Genomic DNA, 18275 nt, shown 5'->3' with positions numbered 1-18275 from the left:
ACCGTCCGGCCGGACCCAAGGATGAGCGCCTACATCCGTCATTCGACGGATTGCCGTCGTGCTGACGGCCGCCAGACTTCGATGGCATCGGGGAAGATCGGACCCCGTGCGCCCCGCGCGACCAGGATTCGGCGCGGGGCCATGGAGGAGGTTGCGATTGCAGGGCTCGATCCGGATCAGCCGCCCTGGTTTCTGGTCCAAGTGGCGAGCGTCGGGGTCTCGGCCCTACTGCAATGAGATCAGCCAAACGGCGGGATGGCAGGCGCAATGCTCCACCAAGCGCTCAACGACCACCAGGCGCAGGTCCAGCGCGCAGGCGGCCGACCTGGCGACACGCTCAAGATGATGGGCGAACCCACATGAGGCCATCGCGTCCGTGAGCCCAACTCTGGTCCGGGTGATCTTCGACACGCTCAGCGTGACGTCGATTCTCCTCCTGCTCGTGCTCGGCATGGCCGTAATCGTCGGGATGATGCGGATCTTCAACCTCTGCCAGGGCGAATTCGTGCTGCTGGGAGCCGTGACCGCGTTCCTGACCTACACGTGGTTCGGGAGCGTCCTCCTGGGCATCCTCCTGGCACCCATCGTCGTCGGGGCGTTCGGGCTGCTCCTGGAGCGGCTGGTCATCCGGCGCTTCTACGCCAGCCCGGCGGGAGCGCTGCTGGCCACGTTCGCCGTCGGCTTCGTCATCCGGGAGGTGGTCCGGGCGATGATGACCTCCCAGGGTGCCCCGGTCCCAGCCCCGCTTCACGGGAGCTTCGACCTCCTCGGGGCGAGCCTCCCGGCATGGCGACTCGTCATCATCGGCGTGACGATCGTCGTGGTGGTGGCCGCCTACATCGCCCTGGGCCGCAGCTCGCTCGGGCTCCGCGTCCGAGCGACCTTGGACAACCGGGAGCTGGCCGAGGCGACGGGAATCTCCACGAGCCGGATGTACGCGGGGACCTACGCGGTCGGCGCCGGCCTGGCCGGGTTCGCCGGGGCGCTCATCGTCCCCAACCTGACGCTCTATCCCGACCTCGGGCTCGACAACCTCGTCCCGATGTTCATCGCGGTCATGGTCGGCGGGCTCGGCTCCTTGGAGGGGCCGCTTCTCGGCGCCATCGCGATCGGGATCCCGGCCGGCCTCGTGCCGGCCCTGATCGGCCCGGTCGCCGCCCAGGTCGTCGTGATCCTCGGGGCGATTGTGTTCATGCGGCTGCGGCCGACGGGATTGGTCAGCAGATAACGGAACCACAGACACAAAGGGAGAGGTGCGATGAGCAACGATCGGATGACCCGGGACCTGTCGCGGCGCCAGGTGCTGAAGGGATTGGCTCTGGGTGGCGCGGCGCTCGGTCTCGGCGGGTCGCTCAGCAGCGTATTGGCGGCCTGTTCGCCCGGCGCGGGATCGTCCGGCCCGATCAAGGTGGGCGTCCTCACCGACATCACCGGCGCCTTCGGCGTCGTCGGCAAGTCTAACCAGCAGGTCGCCCAGTTCACCATCGACGAGATCAACGCGGCGGGCGGCGTGCTCGGCCGCCAGCTCCAGATGGTCCTCGTTGACAGCGCGACCGACCCGGCGGTCGGGGCGACGGTCGCCCGGCAGCTGGTCGAGAAGGACAAGGTCGACGTCGTCATCGGCGGTGTCGCGAGCAACATGCGCGAGGCGATCAAGGGGATCATCGCCACGACGGGAAAGACCATCTACATCTGGCCGGCCTCCTACGAGGGCGGCGAGTGCACCCCGAATGTCTGGAGTGACGGCGCCGTGCCCAACCAGCAGGTCGACCCGACGGTCGCCTACGCGATGTCCAAGGGCGCCAAGTCCTTCTATCTCTGCGGGGCGGACTATCTCTACCCGCGGAACATGCTGAAAGAGGTCCGGGCGAAGGTCGAGGCCGCTGGCGGCACGATCGTTGGCGAGGACTACCTCCCGCTCAACGCGACCGACGCGTCGCCGCTCGTCACCAAGGCCCTCGCCGCCAAGGCGGACGCCATCTTCGACGTGACCGTGCTGCCGACGTCGGTCCAGTTCGTGAAGGGCGTCGTCGGTGGTGGGTACACGGGACTACACCTCGCCTCTCTCTACGACGAGGGCGTCAACGCGCTCTTCGGCCCCGATGTGGCCGGCATCCTCTGCGCGCAGGACTATTTCGCCAGCGGCGGCAACGATGACTTCACCGTGAAGAAGGTAGCCGAGTTCAAGGCGAAGTATCCGGACGGCGTCTTCGCCGCGACGTTCAACAGCCCGGCCTGGTACCGTGGCCTGCATCTCTGGAAGGTCGCGGTGGAGAAGGCCGGCTCGCTCGACCTCGCCAAGGTGAATGCCGCTATGGATTCGGCGTCGCTGACCGAGTGCGTCGGCGGCCCCGCGGCCTTCAAGCCTGCCACCCGCCACTGCACGCTCAAGATGCGGCTTGGCCAGATGCAGGCGGACGCCTCGGTCAAGATCCTCCAGGATCTCGGCGCTATCGATCCCACGGGTCAGTGCGGCTGAGACCGCGCACCTGGTTGGCAGGTCGGCACGGAGGCGTCGTCGTCGTTCTCCTCGTCGGCCTGCTGGCCATCGTCCCGCCGGTCTTTGCCCTGGTGGGGCTCGACTACTACGTCATTGTCCTCACCCAAGCGCTGATCCTGGGCATCCTCGCCCTCAGCGCGGACCTCGCCTGGGGGTCCACGGGGATCTTCACGCTCGGGCAGGCGGTGTTCTTCGGCACGGGCGCCTACGCCGTCGGGATGCTGGCAGTCCACGCCGGCATGACCGACCTGGTCCTGGCGTCCGTCGTCGGGTTGGCTGCCGGCGCTCTTGCCGGCGTCCTCGTGGGGCTGTTCCTGTTCGTCGGCTCGAGGGTCGGCGAGCTGTACGTGGCCCTCGTGACCCTCGCCCTTGGCTACGCTGCCGAGCAGCTCGCCTCCGGCTGGGACGTGCTCGGCAGCGCGAATGGGATTCCGGGCGTCCCGGCCCCGACGCTGGGTCCACTGGACCTCTCCAACGGCCCGTCCATGTACTACGCGATTCTGGTGCTGTTCGCGCTGGCTCTTGCCGCCGGCCACCTGCTCAACCGTTCTCAGTTCGGGCTCGTCATGCGCGCCGTCCGCGACGACGGTGAACGGGCCGAGTTCCTGGGCTACCGGCGGACGTCGGTCCAGATCCTTGTGTTCACGCTGACATCCGGCCTGGCAGGGATGGCCGGCGGGATCTACGCTCTGGAGGAGGGGTTCGTCTCCCCGGGCTTCCTGGGCGTGGCCCTGTCAACGCAGGTGCTGCTGTGGGTCGTCCTCGGTGGGCGCGGGACGCTGATCGGGCCGCTGCTCGGGATGGGCGTGGTTAAGGTCTTCGGGGGACGCGTGCAGGAGGTTCTCCCGCAACTCTGGCCCGTGGTCCTCGGCGCGCTGCTCCTCGGCACGATCCTGTATCTGCCCGGTGGCCTGCTCGGCCGTCGCGCGCCGCGTCGCGTCCGGCGGGCTGCATCGGCCGGTACGCGCGGCTCCGCGCCGGGAGGCGGCGGTGCCTGATGAGCACGCGGCCGCGCTCGAGGTTCGCGCCATCCGCAAGACCTTCGGTGCCCTCGTCGCCCTGGAGAGCGCCGACCTTGACGTGAATGTCGGTGAGGTCGTCGGCCTCATCGGACCGAACGGCTCCGGCAAGAGCACGCTGCTCCACGTCATCTCGGGTCGGACCGCCGCCACGTCCGGGTCTGTGCGACTGGAGGGTCGCGACGTGACGCACGCCAAGCCATCGACCCGGGTGCGGGCGGGGATCTCGATCAAGTTCCAGCTCGCCCGCGTCTACCTGGACCAGACGGTCGTCGACAACCTGCTGCTCGCGGTCCAGTCCACGACGCCGCTCCGATCCCTGCTGCTGTCCCGAACGCGGGCTCAATGCGCCGAGAGGATCGACCACCTGCTCGAGGCTTTCCATCTCACCGAAGCTCGGAGCCAGCTTGCCCGCGAGCTGTCGCACGGACAGCGGCAGTGGCTGGAGATCGCGATGGCGATGGCTCTGCGCCCCACCGTCCTGCTCCTCGACGAGCCTACCGCGGGCATGAGTCACGAGGAGCGCCTGACAACCGGAGCGCGGATCCGGGCGGCGCGGGAGAGCTGCGGCATTCTCATCGTGGAGCACGACCTGGACTTCATCCGCGGTCTCTGCGACCGGATCAGCGTGCTCCACCAGGGCCGGGTCATCGCCACGGGTACGCCGGCCGAGATCGAAGCCGACGCGCACGTGCAGGAGGTCTACCTCACCCGTGCCTGACCTCTTCGCATCTTCTGTGTCGGCCGTTGTGCCCGCCGTCGGCGAGTCACCGGCGGTGCTCCGTGCCGAGGGCATATCCGGTGGGTATCGAGGTAGCCAGGTGCTGTTCGGGGTCGACGTCTCGGTGCCGCGAGTCGGGACCATCGCGATCGTTGGACGCAACGGCGCCGGCAAGACCACGCTGCTCCGGACGTTGATGGGCTACAACCGACCCACCGCGGGCCGTGTGACCCTGGACGGGACGGACGTTGCCGGACATCCGCCGGCGAGCCTCGTCCGTCGAGGCGTGGGCTACGTCCCCCAGGAGCAGGGCGTGTTCGCGAGTCTCACCGTGAGGGAGAACCTGCTGCTCGGCCTTCGCGCCGGTCCGAAGGGCAGCGCGGCCAGGATCGAGGAGGCGTTCGAGCTGTTTCCGAAGCTCGCCAGCCGCGTCGGCCAGCAGGCCGGGACCATGAGTGGCGGCGAGCGCAAGATGCTGGCCATCGCACGAGCTCTGCTCGCCCGGCCGCGGATCCTGATCATGGACGAGCCGACCGAGGGCGTCTGGCACGGCGTGGTCGACGAGATTCTGGCGGCGCTCAGCGGATATGCGCAGGGCGCAGCCCTGCTGCTGGTCGAGCAGCACCTGCAGTTCGCCCTGGATCTCGCCGACGGCGTGATGGTGCTGGACCGGGGTCGCGTGGTCCTCGCCGGGCCCCGCGGGGTCATCGCGCGCGACGAGCTCGCTCACCGCCTCGCGCCCTGACGGCGAGCCGGACCGAAGCGTCTCCCAGTGCAGTCAGGCACTCCAGGACAGTGGGCAGAGCGGATCAGGGGGAGTCTCCAGGCGTCCGCCTGACGACGCGGGCCTGATGAAGGTGAGCGGCGTCCCGATCGGCCTCCACCGGGGTTGTGCTGGCCGTACCATCGGACGGTGAACTCCAGCGAGCGGCGATCGGCGTGGGCTTCCCGGCACGCGAGTGGTCGCGGGCGGCTCTCCGATCGCGTCGCCGTCCTGCTGGCGGCCGTCGCCCTGATTGTGGTCGCCTGCGGGAGCGCGGCCCCGACAGCACTGCTCCGGAGTGCGGCGGCTTCCTCCGTACCATCCCGTGTGCCAGGCGCAACGTCGCCCAGTCCGGGCACGACAGCCGGCCTCGGCGCGCCCACGCCCGAGCCGGCCCACACGGCACGCATCCCCGAGGTGCCCTGCCCGACGAGCTTCGGGCTGCCCGGCGAGACGATGCCCCCGGTCCCTACGACGATGACGGCGACCGTGACGCACGACGTGGCCGCGCAGGTCACCTACTACGGCAACGGAACCCTCACCCTCCTCGGCCCGAAGGACTGGCACTGCGAGGCCGCCGTCGGCGTCGACGGCTCGGCCCGCATGGCGATCACGCCGCCAGGACAACTCTCCCCGTCGGCGAGCCCGTCGCTCGACGAGCAGGCGGTCACCGTCTCCTCCGGTGGCGCGTGCGTCGGCTGTGTCGCGTCGATGGCGTGCGGCCTGTTTCCCGAGGCGTGGAACCTGTTCGCCCAACCGGGGCTCTCGTGCCCGACGAGACCGCCGATCGGGGAGCAGGTCACCCGACCCAGGCCCCGCTCCGCGGTCTTCGCCGACCCGCCGGGCGTGGCCGGGACGGGCGAGCCGTCGGGTGGCCGGTATCGGGCGTTCGGGTTCCTCGTATTCGATCCGGGCACCGAGGCCGGCGGCAGCGGCCAGACTGCCCCGTCGGCGCTCAAGGTGACCTGCACCCTGCCGGCAACGATGGCCCAGATCTGCGACGAGCTTGTCGAGGGCATCGGACAGGGGCAGCCACCCTCGGGCGGCTGACGGCTGGCTGGGCCGACGGCGGCCGCGACCGGAGCGGCTGCTAGGATCGGCGCGATGGACTGCTGCTCACCCGGCGACTCCCCGTTCGATCGCCAGTTCAACGACCGCCACGCGGCCCAGGATCTTCGGGCCTACCGACAGAAGGGCTCGGTGGGTTTGACTCGCGCCCTGATCGAGGCGCTCGCAGCGGGGGGCATCGACGGGCAGACCGTCCTCGAAATCGGTGGCGGCGTGGGCGCGGTCCACCACGAGCTCCTGCGCTCCGGGGCGGCCGCCGCAGTCGACGTTGACGCATCTCGCGCCTACATCTCGGTCGCGAGGGAGGAGGCCGATCGGCAGGGCCATGGCGACCGCGTCCGCTACCTCGTCGGCGACTTCGTCGCGCTCGCAGATGCGGTCCAGCCCGCGGACCTTGTCGCCCTTGACCGGGTCATCTGCTGCTACGAGGACATGGTCGCTCTCGTCGGTCGATCGGCGAACCTGGCGCGTCGTCGGTATGGCCTCATCTTCCCGCGCGACTCATGGCTCGGGCGGGTGGGCACCGCAATCCTGAACGCCCAGCTGCGGCTCTCGCGGTCGCCATTTCGCGTGTATGTCCATCGCGCCGTTGACGTCGACGCGATTCTTGCCGCCCATGGCCTCGTCAAGCGACTCCACCGCACCACGCTCATCTGGCAGCTCGTGCTGTACGAGCGGCCCGCTGCGTGACCCGCGGCTCGCCGGTGCCCGAAACCGGGCCATCCGCTGAGCGAGTCAACGACCGCGGGGCGCTTCAGCTGACCGCAATCGTGAGGCGGAACCCGATCCGGTAGAGCGGGGACACGCCGGCGGATGGACAGGGCGGCTCCCGATCGCGCTAAGGAGCGTGGAGCCGGTCGTCCGCGCCACGTAGATCCCTTTGGCCGGGCGATGACACCGGCGCCCCGGTGGGGACGGTCGGGACGCCCGGGGTCGCGACCTCAGTCGGTTGCGACAATCGGCAGCGCCCGCGGGATGATCTCCGGGATACGGTTGAGGAGTCCCCACAGGGTGTCGAGGAACGGTGAGCTGGGGCGGGATCCGAGCCGCTCGACCGCCACGATCTGCCGTCGGATCGTCACTGCGCCGACGAGCTCGATCTCCCGCAGCGAGCCTGCGGAGAGCGCGTCGGCGACCGCCGTCCCGGGGAGCAGCGCGACGCCGAGCCCGCGCTCGACCATTCGCTTTGCCGCCTCGATATTGTCGACCTCGGTGACCCCGCGTGGAACGACGCCGGCGATGCGGAACAGGGCGTTCGTGACCTCGTAGTAGCTTGACGTCCGGTCGAACAGGATGAGCTGAGCGTGGCTGATCTCCGCTACGTCGACCCTCCCCGCCCGGGCGAACGGATGGTCCGGCGGGACGACGAGGACGAGCTCGTCCTCGTAGAGCGGACGGCTGCGGACGCGCGCGTCCCTGAGCTGTCTGACGATCCCGAGCTCGACCTCGCCGCGAGCCACGAGCTCGACGATCTCCTCCGAATGGCCGGTCCGCACGAGCAGGCGAACGTCCGGATGTCGCTCGGTGAAGCGGACGAGGATCTCCGGCAGGACGTAGGCGCTGACCGCGGGAGCAACAGCGAGCGCGAGCTCGCCGATGACGCCGTGCTCGAGCTCGCGGACCAGTGAGCTGCCACTGCGGATCGCCTCGATCGCGCGATCGGCGTGGGGCAGGAAGGCCCGTCCTGCGGGCGTCAGGACCATGCCCGAGTGTGTTCGCCGAAAGAGCGCCGTGGCGAGCTCCTCCTCGAGCGCCTGGAGCCGTGCGGTGAGCGCCGGCTGGCTGATCGAGAGGGCGAAGGCGGCGCGTCGCATGTTGCCCTGGCGGGCGATCTCGATGAACCCTTCGATCTGGGCGAGGAGCATGGTGGCGCCTCCGGGTGATGATCAACAATGCTGATCACCAACGATAGTAGATTCGATTGGACGGATGATCGAGCACATCGTACGGTTGCCGCTCCAGCCCGCGATGAAGGATCCGCCATGGAACGCAGGATCGATCTACAGCAGCCGATCGGGCAGACGGTCGGCGCTCAGGAACCCGCCCAGCGGTGGCTCCGAGGGTTCGCCCTCGAGAGCGAGGGCTCGCTCGGCGAGCCCGCACGGCGACCGTACAGCTATCTGGCGGCGTGCGAGTGCCCGTACGACTGCCCGCGCGACCACGAGAACGAGTGACGAGCGGACGATGAACGCCTTGTCCATGCCCGCGATGAACTCGTTCGAGACACAGGTCGCGGCCGCCCGCGAGTGGTTCGCACTGTCCCGCTTCGAAGGCATCGTCCGCCTCCATACCCCGCGCGAGGTCGCCGCCCAGCAGGGCACGATCGCGGCGGACTACACGGTCGCCCGAATGGCCGCCGAGGGCTTCTATGCCCGACTTCGCGAGTTGTTCGCGCAGGGCCGCCAGATCACGACGTTCGGTCCCTACTCACCCGGTCAGGCCGTGGTGATGAAGCGGCTGGGGATCGAAGCCATCTACCTCGGCGGTTGGGCCACCTCGGCGAAGGGGTCGCCTACCGAGGACCCGGGCCCGGACCTTGCGAGCTATCCGCTGAGCCAGGTTCCCGACGAAGCGGCGGGCTTGGTGCGCGCCCTCCTCAGCGCCGACAAGAACCAGCATTTTGCCCGTGCCCAGCTGGACGAGGCGGAGCGCCAAGCCACGCCGGAAGTCGACTTCCGGCCGTTCATCATCGCCGACGCGGATACGGGCCATGGCGGCGACGCGCACGTGCGCAACCTCGTCCGGCGCTTCGTCGAGGCCGGGGTGCCGGGCTATCACATCGAGGACCAGAAGCCGGGCGCCAAGAAATGCGGCCACCAGAGCGGCAAGGTGCTCGTCGCCCAGGACGAGCAGAACAAGCGGCTCAATGCCGCGCGCCTGCAGCTCGACATCATGCGGGTGCCGGGCATCGTCGTCGCTCGCACCGATGCCGAGGCCGCGACGTTCCTCGACAACCGCAGCGACGAACGAGACCAGCCGTTCATCCTCGGGGCGACGAACCTCGAGCTGCCGAGCTACCGGGTCGGCTTCCTCGCGATCCAAGAGACGCTCCACGGCCTCGGGCTCGACGAGATCCGCGGTCACCTGTTGTTCGCGGTACCCGACGAGGAGTTGCGCAAGGCCAGGGCCTGGCTCGAGCGGGTCGGGCTCATGGCGCTGATCGAGCGGAACGCCCAGATCGCCCGCGAGGCCGGCGGCGGAACCGCCCTCGAGAACCTGCTCGACGCCATCGACACCGGATACGCCGAGATCTGGCAGGCCGAAGCGGGTCTCAAGACGTACGGTGAGGCGGTTGGCGAGGTCCTCGGCCGACGGATCGGCGAGGGCGAGCGGTTCGCTATGACCCTCGAGGAGTGGGGCGCCTTCGCCAGCCGGGCGTCCTTCTCCGAGGTCCGCGAGAAGGCCGACTCGCTCGGCATCCGGATCGCCTGGGATCCCGAGCTGCCCAAGACCCCCGATGGCTACTACCAGGTCAGGGGCGGGATCGACTATGCGATCGCCAAGTCGCTCGCGGCCGCGCCGTTCGCCGACCTGCTGTGGATGGAGACGAAGACCGCGGACCTCGCCGATGCCGCCAGATTCGCGGCGGCGATCCATGCCGCCTATCCCGACAAGATGCTCGCGTACAACCTGTCGCCGTCGTTCAACTGGGACACCACCGGCCTGAGCGACGACGCGATGCGGCGCTTTCCCGAGGAGCTCGGGAAGCTCGGCTTCGTGTTCAACTTCATCACCTACGGGGGCCATCAGATCGATGGCCTCGCCGCCGAGGAGTTCGCCACGGCGCTGCGCGAGGACGGGATGCTCGCCCTCGCCCGCCTCCAGCGGAAGTTCCGACTGCTCGAGTCCCCGTACCGCACCCCACAATCCCTCGTTGGCGGAGACCGGCTCGACGCGGCACTCATGGCCGCCTCCGGGCGAACCGCCGCGACGAAGGCGATGGGCAAGGGCTCGACGCAACACCAGCATCTCGTCCAGACCGAAGTGCCGACGGGGCTGCTCGAGGAATGGCTTGCGACGTGGGCGAACCACTGGGAGCGGCCGGGGCGGATCCGCGTCGAGCTGCGGCCGCATACCGCAGGATCAGACCTCCTCGAGCTGCGGGTGCTCGATGACCCGGGCGAGGTGCTCGCCACCGTGATCTTCGCCAGCATCGTGGATCGCCGTGGCCGCAGCATCCTCTCGATCCGTGACCAGCACACCGCACCGTCGATCCGCCGGCGGCGGCTGATGACGCTCGTCCAGCTCTTCCTCATTCATCGCTATCGCGCCGGTTCGCTGCACTATCTCACCCCGACGCAGGACAACCACGCGCAGTCGGAGCGGATGCGCGACCTCGGCATCTTCACGGTCGTGCGGTCCGAGATCGGGCAGATCATCGTCGCGGACGTCGACCGCGAGCGCGTCGGCGAGCTCGTCCGACCCGACGGGGAGAAGCTCGCGGAGTTGATCCGGAAGCCGACGCCGCAGCTGGCATAGCGACCGGGCGACGGTTGTGTCTCGATGCCTGTCGAAATGCGACCCGCTGCGAGCACGCCCACCACGTCCGACGCCGGCTATTGACAGTAGTTTGGCGGCCCGTTCCATCCTGCGCACTCGCCCACATCGGCGGCCCGCAGCCAGAGGCGCGCTCCTGGTCAGCAGCCAGGTTCGAGCCGGCCAAGGCCAGGGCGGTCGAGAAGCCCAGGTACGGCCTCGTCGTGCGAATCGGTAAGCTTCCACGAGCGATCGAGCTGGCACACCTCGCGGCAGCCGATCGTCGGGAGGAGCCGATCCGTCGATGAGCAGCACCGGCAGGTACGGCGGGCGCCGGCTGGCACAGGCGCTTGGGCCGATCGGGGTGTGGAGCTGGGCTCTCCAGCGCCTGTCAGGGGCAGACGCGGGAGCGGCGGCGCGCGAGCTCGAGTCGCTCGGGTACCCGGTCGTCTGGATCCCGGAGACCCTCGGCAACAAGGAGATCTTCAGCCACGCGGCGATCCTCCTCGTCGCGACCACGCGACTCGCCGTCGCATCGGGCATCGCCAACATCCACGCCCGCGATCCGATGGCCATGGCCACCGGTGCCAAGGCGCTCGGCGAGGCATACCCCGGCCGCTTTGTCCTGGGCGTCGGGGTGAGCCATGCACCCTCGGTCGCCACCCGCGGCGGGACCTATGGTCGGCCGGTCGAGACGATGCGCGCCTACCTCGACGCGATGGCCGCGACGCAGTACGGCGCGCCGGAGCCCGACCCACCCGTCCCGCTCGTCCTCGCCGCGCTCGGGCCGCGCATGCTCGAGCTCGCCGCCGAGCGGGCCGACGGCGCGCACCCCTACTTCGTCCCCGTCGAGCACACCCCCTTCGCCCGTCGGCATCTCGGCCCCGAGCCGTGCCTCGTCGTCGAGCAGACGGCCGTGCTCACGACCGACCCGGCCGAGGGGCGCCGGATCGGGCGGGCCTTTGCGAAGAGCTACCTCGCGCTGCCCAACTACGCGAACAACCTGCGGCGCCTGGGCTGGGGCGATGCGGACCTCGCGGGTGACGGCAGCGACCGCCTCATCGACGCGGTCATCGCCTGGGGCGACGTCGACGCGATCGTCAGGCGCATCCGCGCCCACCTCGACGCTGGCGCAGACCAGGTCTGCATCCAGGTGCGGGCCGATCCGTCGTCCGACCCGGCACTGGGAGCCTTCCGGGAGCTCGCCGCCGCTCTTCTCCCGGCAGGCGGCCCGCCCCGACAATTCTGAAGACGGGCCGTTGACGCCGCCCCGGAGCTGTGGATCGACCGCGACGAGATCGCCTTCATGGGCGAGCCGACCGTGGCGCCCTGGGCCCGGCGCGAGGAATCGCTCCTCGTCCGCCCCCGGCGGGGTCAGAACAGGCCCGGCGGGAGTGGCTGGTGGCCGTCGGGGTTGTTGAGGTATCCCGGCGCCGTCCCCGGACGATCCGTCTGGCCGTACTGCCAGACGATCCGCAGGGTCCGTGGATCGATCACCACGATCCGGTGGCGGAAGTCGTCGTTGATCGAGACGAGTCCGTTCGGCAGCGGTGTGGCGAGGCTCGGGTGGTTGAGTCGGCCGGGGCCGCTCGTCGGGGCATAGCGCCAGAGGAGCTGGCCCTGCGGGGTGATGGAGATGACCGCGCCGGGGTTGTGGTAGTCGACGACGATGATGTTCCCCCGCGCGTCGAGCTGCGCGTCGGAGGGGTAGTAGAGCGGGACGTGAAGGTCGAAGATGACCTTGCCGGCGGCGTTGAGCCGGGTGACCCGCGAGCCCCGGATCTGGGTGATGAGGACGCCGCCGTCGGGGAGCGGCGTGTCGCCGTTCGGTGCGCCGTAGGTGTACGGGGCGTTCGGGACGCAGACGCCGGTCCGCCCCCACATCCGGCGGATCGTCTTGTCCGGGGCGATCTGGAGGATCCGGCAGTTCACGATGTCGGCCACCCTGATGTCGCCGTTGGCGAGGGGAAAGGCGTTGTCCGGCGTGTGGAGCTGGCCCTTCCCCGAGCCGGGCCGATCGTACGTGCCGTACTGCCAGATCACCTTCCGGGTGGCGATGTCGATCCGGTCGATCACCTGGTGGATTCCGTCGTTGGCGACGATCGTCTTGCCATCCGGCGAGATCACGGCGTCGTCCGCCGCGAACGACTGGCCCTTGGGCAGGCTCCCGGCAACCGGGAACTTCCAGAGGATCCGGCCGCTGTTCGAGATGACGAGGAGGCGGCCGTTGCCAGGATCGGCGATGAGGAGCGTGCCGGCGAACGGCGCGGCGACGCTGTTGCTGCCGGCCGGGATCGGCGTGACCGTGACGCTGTTGCTGCCGGCCGGGAACGGCGTGACGGTGACGCTCGGGATGGGCGTCGCGTTCCCGCCGCCAGGGGATGTGGCCGGGCTCGACGCCGGGTTCGAAGCCGCGGCCCCCGGCGTGGCGGTCCCGGCAGCGGGCGAGCCGCACGCGGCGACTGCCACAACCACCGCGACGAGCGGTCCGGCCATCCGGAGCGCGGTGCCCTTCACCTGGTGGTGATCGTCCCGGTCATGGTGGGGTGCACTTCGCAGTAGAAGAAGTAGCTGCCGGGCTTCAGGGCCGGTACCCGGTAGTCGACGGTCCGCGGCCCGGCGAAGATCTCGCCCCGGAAGAGCTGCGTGCCCGAGGCGTCGGCGCCCCGGAAGATGGCCACGTTGTGAGGCACGGGGTCCTGATTCTCGAACCGGATGGTGAAGGGTTTCCCGGCCGGCACGTTCACCTGCGTCGGCACGAACGCAACATCCTTCGCCGTGATGATGACGACACCGCTCCCGTCGGCGCCTGCCGAGGCGCTGGGGGAACCGGGCGAGAGGGTGGCGTCGGCCGAGACCTGGGGTGTGGCCGACCCTCCGCCGGCTCCGGAGAGGCTGGGGGCGGAGGTCGCCGCGATGGTCGGATCGGTCATCGTCGCCGACCCGCCCGCTCCGGAGCACCCGCCGATCAGCACGATCGCGCTGGCGAAGATCGCTGCCAGGCGTCCGAGGGATGCTCGTCCATCGCGCATTGAGGCTCCTGGTGACCAAACCGATCGGGCAACGGCCAAGCTAGCCCACGGCGGGCCGTGACTACTCCCTCGTTCGGCCCCAAGAGACCCTGCCGAATGGCTCCATCGCCACGACCGGCGTCTTCTGTCCGGCTGGCCATGCAGCTGGTGGAGCGAGCAGCGTCCGGCGACGATCGCGCCCGGTCGCGCCGTGGTCACCAGAGATTCACGGTCCGCTCATGGACCCGTGGGACGATCGTGACCATCCGGTCGTCAGCGGTGGCGGCCACGGCCATTCACTGCGCCTCGCGGCGCTTCTCATCCCGTAGAGGTATCGCCATGAACCTTCCACTTGGACGGCGCCTCGTCGGTGCCCTTGCCGGCGCGGCGCTCCTCGCGTCGCTGCTCCCGGCGGCGGCCGGTGCGGTCGTCGTTGGCCCGGTTGCCCGACTCGCCTTCGGTGTGCAACCCACGAGCACGGCGGCCGGCGCACCGATCAGCCCGCCGGTCACGGTCAGGATCGAGGATGCGGGCGGCAACGTCGCCACCGCGAGCTCGGCGAGCGTGACCCTCGCGATCGGGACGAACCCGGGCGGCGGGACGCTGTCGGGCAGGCTCACCGTCGCTGCCGTCCACGGCATCGCCACGTTCAGCAACCTCTCGATCAACCACCCGGGCAGCGGTTACACCCTCATCGCCACGAGCCGCGGCCTGACCGCCGCCACGAGCGGCACCTTCCCGATCGGCAGCGGCGCGAAGGCTGCGCTCGCCATCGCCAGCGACACAGCCGTCGGCCGTACCCAGACAGGCTTCGCGGCGTCGACCAAGGTGGTCAAGGGTGGCGCCTGGGTGACCATCCGGTTCCAGACGCGGCCGGCGCTCGCCGGCAAGACGCTCGGCATCTGGCTCTCCCGCAAGATCAACGGGCGGTGGACGACGTTCTCGCCGCACACGAGCGTGAAGACGAACGCCCAAGGCGTCGCCTATTACTCGTACCGGGCCGGATCCAAGGTCTGGGAATCGTTCGTCGCCCGGTACGCCGGCGATGCCACTACGGCCCCGAGCTCGTCATCGGGGACGCAGGCCCGCTGGTTGTGACCGGCCACCGAAGCCGCGCCTGATCCGCCCGCGCGGGCTCCCCGGCGACCGGGGGGTTCGCAGCCGATCGTCGGGCGGTCGCCCACCGGCGGAGAGGGGCCATTTGGCACTCGCCAAACCCTTCACGGTGGCGTTCGATCGTTGGCAACCATGCCGCAGTCGTCGTTGTCGCCCGAGCCCCCCGGGACCGCAGCCGGGCGGCGGCTGCCGATCCCCGGCGAGCCGGAGCGTGCCGGCGAGGCCGGCGAACCGGGCATCATCATGGGCCGGCCCGTGGAGGACCGGATCTTCGAGGCCGTGGAGACGGGCCTCGGCATGGCAGCCGGACTCGCCATCGGTACGGCCGTCGCGGGACCGATCGGCGCGGCCGTCGGCGGCCTGGCGGGAACAGCGGTCGGCCTCCTCGCAGGTGAGGCGATCGAGCGAGCCGCCGGACTCGCCGCCACGACGACGGATTGCGGGCCTCCCCTGGAATCGTCGATCGCGGACGCGGCTGGCGCATCCTCGGCGAGTCCGGTCGGCGCGGTCCGCGCGGGACCGTCGCGCGGAGCGGGATCCATCACCTACCCGACGAACTACCTCCTCGCCATCGCCGACACGAAGACCGAGGTCGCGGCGGGGGTTGCGGCGCTGGCGGGCGCTGGCCTCCCCGCCTCCGGGGTGGTCGTGATCGGCGGACCCGGGGGCGAGCAATTCGAGCGACTCGGGGCGAGGCCGGGTCCGCTGTCCCGGCTCGTCCGGATGATCCAGTTCACGACGATGGATCAGACGCCCGACTTTCGGGCGTACGAGGCGGCGCTGCTCGATGGGCGCACCGTCGTCGGTGTTCGGATCGACGCCGACCACCTGCCGGTCGCGCGCGACGTGCTCCTCGCGAGCGGGCTCCACTTCCTGAACTTCTATGGGCGCTGGTCCACCACCGAGGTCTCCCCGTGGCGTGGCCCAGAGCTCGCCCTGCCGGGCTACCTCCGCCGATAGCGGGTCCCCGCGGCCCCTTGGGACCACCACCCGGACGTTTGGTACGCTACGCCCGATGGAGCTGATGGGTGTCTCGATCCGGACGATCGTCACGGACACCGTCGCGCGGCGGTGCGACGGCTGTCGCGGGCTCATCGATGGCACGCCGTGGCGGATCAACCTCCTCGACATCGTCGCGACCGAGCGGCCCGCCGACTGGTCCGAGCGGCCGGCCCTCAATCCCGGCCCCTTCCAGTTTCATTCGAACGAGGCGTGTGTCCGCGCGTGGATGGGGCGGCGCGGCCACCTCTTCTGCCGGCGCGGGCGCGTTCGCGAGATCATGCGGCCGGTCCGGATCCCAGGGTCGGACGAACGATGGGGCCTGTGCGACGGTTTCCATCGGGACGCGCACGAGTTCGTGCCGGCCTGACGCCCGACGGGCCGAGGGTCGATCGTGAAGCTCACCATCCTGCTCCCGGCGATCACGGCGCTCGTGGCCGCCCTCTTCGCGCTTGCCCTCATCGATCAATGGCGTGAGCGGCGCAAGACGTTCCAGGCGGTCTGGGCCGTGGGGATGGTCTTCTTCGCGGTCGCGTCCGGCTGTGAGGCCATCGCCGGTGCGGCCGGGTGGAACGAGCTGCTCTACCGGCTCTGGTATCTCACCGGAGCGATCTGGGCGGCCGGCTGGCTCGGTCTCGGGACCGCCTTCCTCCTCGCCCGGACCCGGTTCTCCTACACGTACGCGGCATGTCTGCTCCTTGCCGGGGTCTTCACGATCCTCACCCAGGCCAAGTACGAGTACCCGGGGTCGGGCGTCGCGCCCGCCGTCTACCTCGTCGCCGGCCTCGGCCTTGCCGTGGCCGTGGCCTTCGAGTCCTATTTCAGCGATCGGGCCTGGCCGCGCATTGCCGCGATCGGCGTCGTGGGAGCGACGGTCCTCAGCGTCGGGCTCATGGCGGTGACGGCGCTCCCGGCTCCCGGCTACAGCCTGGACCCGCTGACGAACATCCCCACCGGGACCGCCCTTCCGGGTTCGATCCGACTGCTGACCCCGTTCCTCAACATCACCGGCGGCCTGGCGCTCATCCTCGGCGCCCTCTTCTCGGCGTATGTCTTCATGCCGAAGCGCCGTGTCCTCGCCTACTCGCTCGACCCGGGGCAGAAGGGAGACGAATTCCTCTTCAATCTCCTCATCGCGCCCGTGGCGATCGTCGTCAATTTCGTGGCGTCGCTCCCGGGCGCGATCGATGCGCTCCTCCATGGCCGGCTCCATTCGCGCGTGCCGGCGACGATCCTCATCGCGCTCGGCGCCCTCGTCGCGAGCAGCACGGACACCCTGAACCGGTTCGGGTCGACGGAGCTCTTCCAGGCGGGGAAGCTCGTCGCGGTGCTCCTCCTGCTTGCGGGATTCCTCGTCTCGATCGAGGTCTTCCGCGAGATCCGCGTCCCGTTCACGGGGCTGCGAATCGCGACGAGCCGGCAGGAGCGGAGCAATCCCGCGACGGAGGAATCGGCGACCTCGGAGCGCTGACACGCCGGCTCGGCTGCCGATCGGGGTCGTCCGACGACCCCCGGGTATACTTGCCGGCGACTCCGTCGACCCCACCTCCCGAGGTCCGATGCGCATCCGGAAAGCCGTCTTCCCCGCCGCGGGCTGGGGGACCAGGTTCCTGCCCGCGACGAAGGCGCAGCCGAAGGAGATGCTGCCGCTCGTCGACAAGCCGGTCATCCAGTACGCGGTCGAAGAGGCCGTCGCCGCCGGCATCGAGCAGGTCATCATCGTCACGTCGAGCCAGAAGCGGGCGATCGAGGACCATTTCGACCTCTCGTTCGAGCTCGAGCACCTCCTCGAGGAGCGCGGCGACGTCGAGATGCTCCGCCGGATCCGGCACATCACCGACCTCGCCCAGGTCGCGTATGTCCGCCAGAAGGAGCAGCTCGGACTCGGCCATGCCGTCCTGATGGCGAAGGAACTCGTCGGCCACGAGCCGTTCGCGGTGATCCTCTCGGACGACGTCGTGGTCGGCGACCGACCGTGCATCGGCCAGCTCATCCAGGCCTACAACGAGACCCATGCCTCGGTCATCGCGGTCATGGAGGTCCCGCCCGATCAGACGGATCGATACGGGGTCATCCGGCCCGAGCCGGCAGGCGACGAGCTCGACCATGGCCGGCTCCATCGGGTGGGCGCCGTCATCGAGAAACCGCCCCCCGGCGAGGCACCTTCGAACCTCGCGATCATCGGCCGCTACGTGCTCACGCCGAAGATCTTCGACAAGCTCGAGCAGACGCAGCGGGGTGCAGGCGGCGAGATCCAGCTCACCGACGCGATCGAGGCGCTCATGGCCGAGCAGCCGGTCTACGCCTACGAGTTCGAGGGGACGAGATACGACGCGGGGACCACGATGGGCTGGCTCAAGGCGTCCGTCGAGCTCGCCATGGCGCGACCGGATCTCGGTCCGGAGTTCCGCGACTACCTCCGAACCCTCGACCCCTGACCGAAGGCGCCGGGCGAGCGTCCGGATCGAAGTGGGATGCGCCTCGCCCGATCGCGGGTAGCCGCCGAACGCGTCACGGCGAGCGGCGCTCGTCCGTCGAGAGCGGGCCATCCGGTCGGACAGTGGCCGTACGGTACGATGCGGGCGCCACCTGAGCGCACGCC

18 protein-coding genes are annotated in these 18275 nt (G+C 69.9%); 15 read left to right on the top strand and 3 right to left on the bottom strand.

The annotated features are described in order from the left end of the window. The first annotated feature begins 388 nt into the window (after positions 1 to 388). The 7 genes from IVW53_10385 (at position 389) to IVW53_10355 (ending at position 6761) form a co-directional block, all read left to right on the top strand. Positions 389 to 1228 (top strand): branched-chain amino acid ABC transporter permease, encoded by an 840-nt coding sequence (locus IVW53_10385; protein MBF6605976.1) that lies wholly within the window; start codon positions 389 to 391, stop codon positions 1226 to 1228. Between the two features lie 30 nt (positions 1229 to 1258). Beyond that, on the top strand, positions 1259 to 2479 hold the full coding sequence (locus tag IVW53_10380; protein MBF6605975.1) for a substrate-binding protein: 1221 nt from the start codon (positions 1259 to 1261) through the stop codon (positions 2477 to 2479). Positions 2480 to 2493: 14 nt separating this feature from the next. After that, entirely contained in the window at positions 2494 to 3498 is a 1005-nt protein-coding gene (locus tag IVW53_10375) for a branched-chain amino acid ABC transporter permease (GenBank protein MBF6605974.1), read from the top strand. Then, positions 3491 to 4240 carry an ABC transporter ATP-binding protein gene (locus IVW53_10370; GenBank protein ID MBF6605973.1) on the top strand — a complete coding sequence of 250 codons (750 nt, stop codon included), beginning with the start codon at positions 3491 to 3493 and terminating at the stop codon, positions 4238 to 4240. Before IVW53_10375 ends, IVW53_10370 begins: the two co-directional genes overlap by 8 nt. Before the next feature lie 55 nt (positions 4241 to 4295). Then, entirely contained in the window at positions 4296 to 4985 is a 690-nt protein-coding gene (locus IVW53_10365; protein ID MBF6605972.1) for an ABC transporter ATP-binding protein, read from the top strand. Between the two features lie 345 nt (positions 4986 to 5330). Continuing rightward, complete coding sequence (locus IVW53_10360; GenBank protein ID MBF6605971.1) at positions 5331 to 6053, top strand: DUF4850 domain-containing protein; 723 nt, start codon at positions 5331 to 5333, stop codon at positions 6051 to 6053. A 54-nt stretch (positions 6054 to 6107) separates the two neighbouring features. Beyond that, positions 6108 to 6761, top strand: a complete 654-nt coding sequence (locus IVW53_10355; protein MBF6605970.1) for a methyltransferase domain-containing protein — start codon at positions 6108 to 6110, stop codon at positions 6759 to 6761. Between the two features lie 251 nt (positions 6762 to 7012). Here IVW53_10355 and IVW53_10350 read toward each other — a convergent pair whose 3' ends face one another. After that, on the bottom strand, positions 7013 to 7936 hold the full coding sequence (locus IVW53_10350; GenBank protein ID MBF6605969.1) for a LysR family transcriptional regulator: 924 nt from the start codon (positions 7934 to 7936) through the stop codon (positions 7013 to 7015). 117 nt (positions 7937 to 8053) lie between these two features. Here IVW53_10350 and IVW53_10345 point away from each other — a divergent pair, with 117 nt between their 5' ends. From IVW53_10345 to IVW53_10335, 3 genes are all read left to right on the top strand, one after another. Then, positions 8054 to 8245 carry a hypothetical protein gene (locus tag IVW53_10345; GenBank protein MBF6605968.1) on the top strand — a complete coding sequence of 64 codons (192 nt, stop codon included), beginning with the start codon at positions 8054 to 8056 and terminating at the stop codon, positions 8243 to 8245. Between the two features lie 34 nt (positions 8246 to 8279). Next, a complete protein-coding gene (locus IVW53_10340) occupies positions 8280 to 10550 on the top strand; it encodes an isocitrate lyase family protein (protein ID MBF6605967.1) in 2271 nt (756 codons plus the stop codon). A 301-nt stretch (positions 10551 to 10851) separates the two neighbouring features. Then, the gene (locus IVW53_10335) at positions 10852 to 11796 is read left to right on the top strand and encodes a TIGR03620 family F420-dependent LLM class oxidoreductase (GenBank protein MBF6605966.1); all 945 of its coding nucleotides are present in this window, start codon (positions 10852 to 10854) and stop codon (positions 11794 to 11796) included. A 125-nt stretch (positions 11797 to 11921) separates the two neighbouring features. On the opposite strand, the gene IVW53_10330 is transcribed toward IVW53_10335, so the two are convergent. Both IVW53_10330 and IVW53_10325 read right to left on the bottom strand, forming a co-directional pair. Then, on the bottom strand, positions 11922 to 13064 hold the full coding sequence (locus tag IVW53_10330; GenBank protein MBF6605965.1) for a hypothetical protein: 1143 nt from the start codon (positions 13062 to 13064) through the stop codon (positions 11922 to 11924). Continuing rightward, positions 13061 to 13480 carry a cupredoxin domain-containing protein gene (locus IVW53_10325; protein ID MBF6605964.1) on the bottom strand — a complete coding sequence of 140 codons (420 nt, stop codon included), beginning with the start codon at positions 13478 to 13480 and terminating at the stop codon, positions 13061 to 13063. The genes IVW53_10330 and IVW53_10325 overlap by 4 nt, the downstream gene beginning before the upstream one ends. 417 nt (positions 13481 to 13897) lie before the next feature. Here IVW53_10325 and IVW53_10320 point away from each other — a divergent pair, with 417 nt between their 5' ends. The 5 genes from IVW53_10320 (at position 13898) to galU (ending at position 18111) form a co-directional block, all read left to right on the top strand. Beyond that, positions 13898 to 14656 (top strand): hypothetical protein, encoded by a 759-nt coding sequence (locus IVW53_10320; GenBank protein ID MBF6605963.1) that lies wholly within the window; start codon positions 13898 to 13900, stop codon positions 14654 to 14656. A 150-nt stretch (positions 14657 to 14806) separates the two neighbouring features. Beyond that, positions 14807 to 15634, top strand: coding sequence for a hypothetical protein (locus IVW53_10315; protein ID MBF6605962.1), 828 nt, complete (start codon positions 14807 to 14809; stop codon positions 15632 to 15634). A 55-nt stretch (positions 15635 to 15689) separates the two neighbouring features. Further along, a complete protein-coding gene (locus tag IVW53_10310; protein MBF6605961.1) occupies positions 15690 to 16043 on the top strand; it encodes a hypothetical protein in 354 nt (117 codons plus the stop codon). Positions 16044 to 16067: 24 nt separating this feature from the next. Continuing rightward, on the top strand, positions 16068 to 17144 hold the full coding sequence (locus IVW53_10305; protein ID MBF6605960.1) for a hypothetical protein: 1077 nt from the start codon (positions 16068 to 16070) through the stop codon (positions 17142 to 17144). A gap of 88 nt (positions 17145 to 17232) precedes the next feature. Beyond that, a complete protein-coding gene (gene galU, locus IVW53_10300; GenBank protein MBF6605959.1) occupies positions 17233 to 18111 on the top strand; it encodes a UTP--glucose-1-phosphate uridylyltransferase GalU in 879 nt (292 codons plus the stop codon). The last annotated feature ends 164 nt before the right edge of the window (positions 18112 to 18275 follow it).

The organism is Chloroflexota bacterium, assembly GCA_015478725.1.
Classification (GTDB): domain Bacteria; phylum Chloroflexota; class Limnocylindria; order Limnocylindrales; family CSP1-4; genus C-114.
Note: the sequence above shows the minus strand (reverse complement) of the source record. Positions and strands in the feature narration are given on the sequence as shown.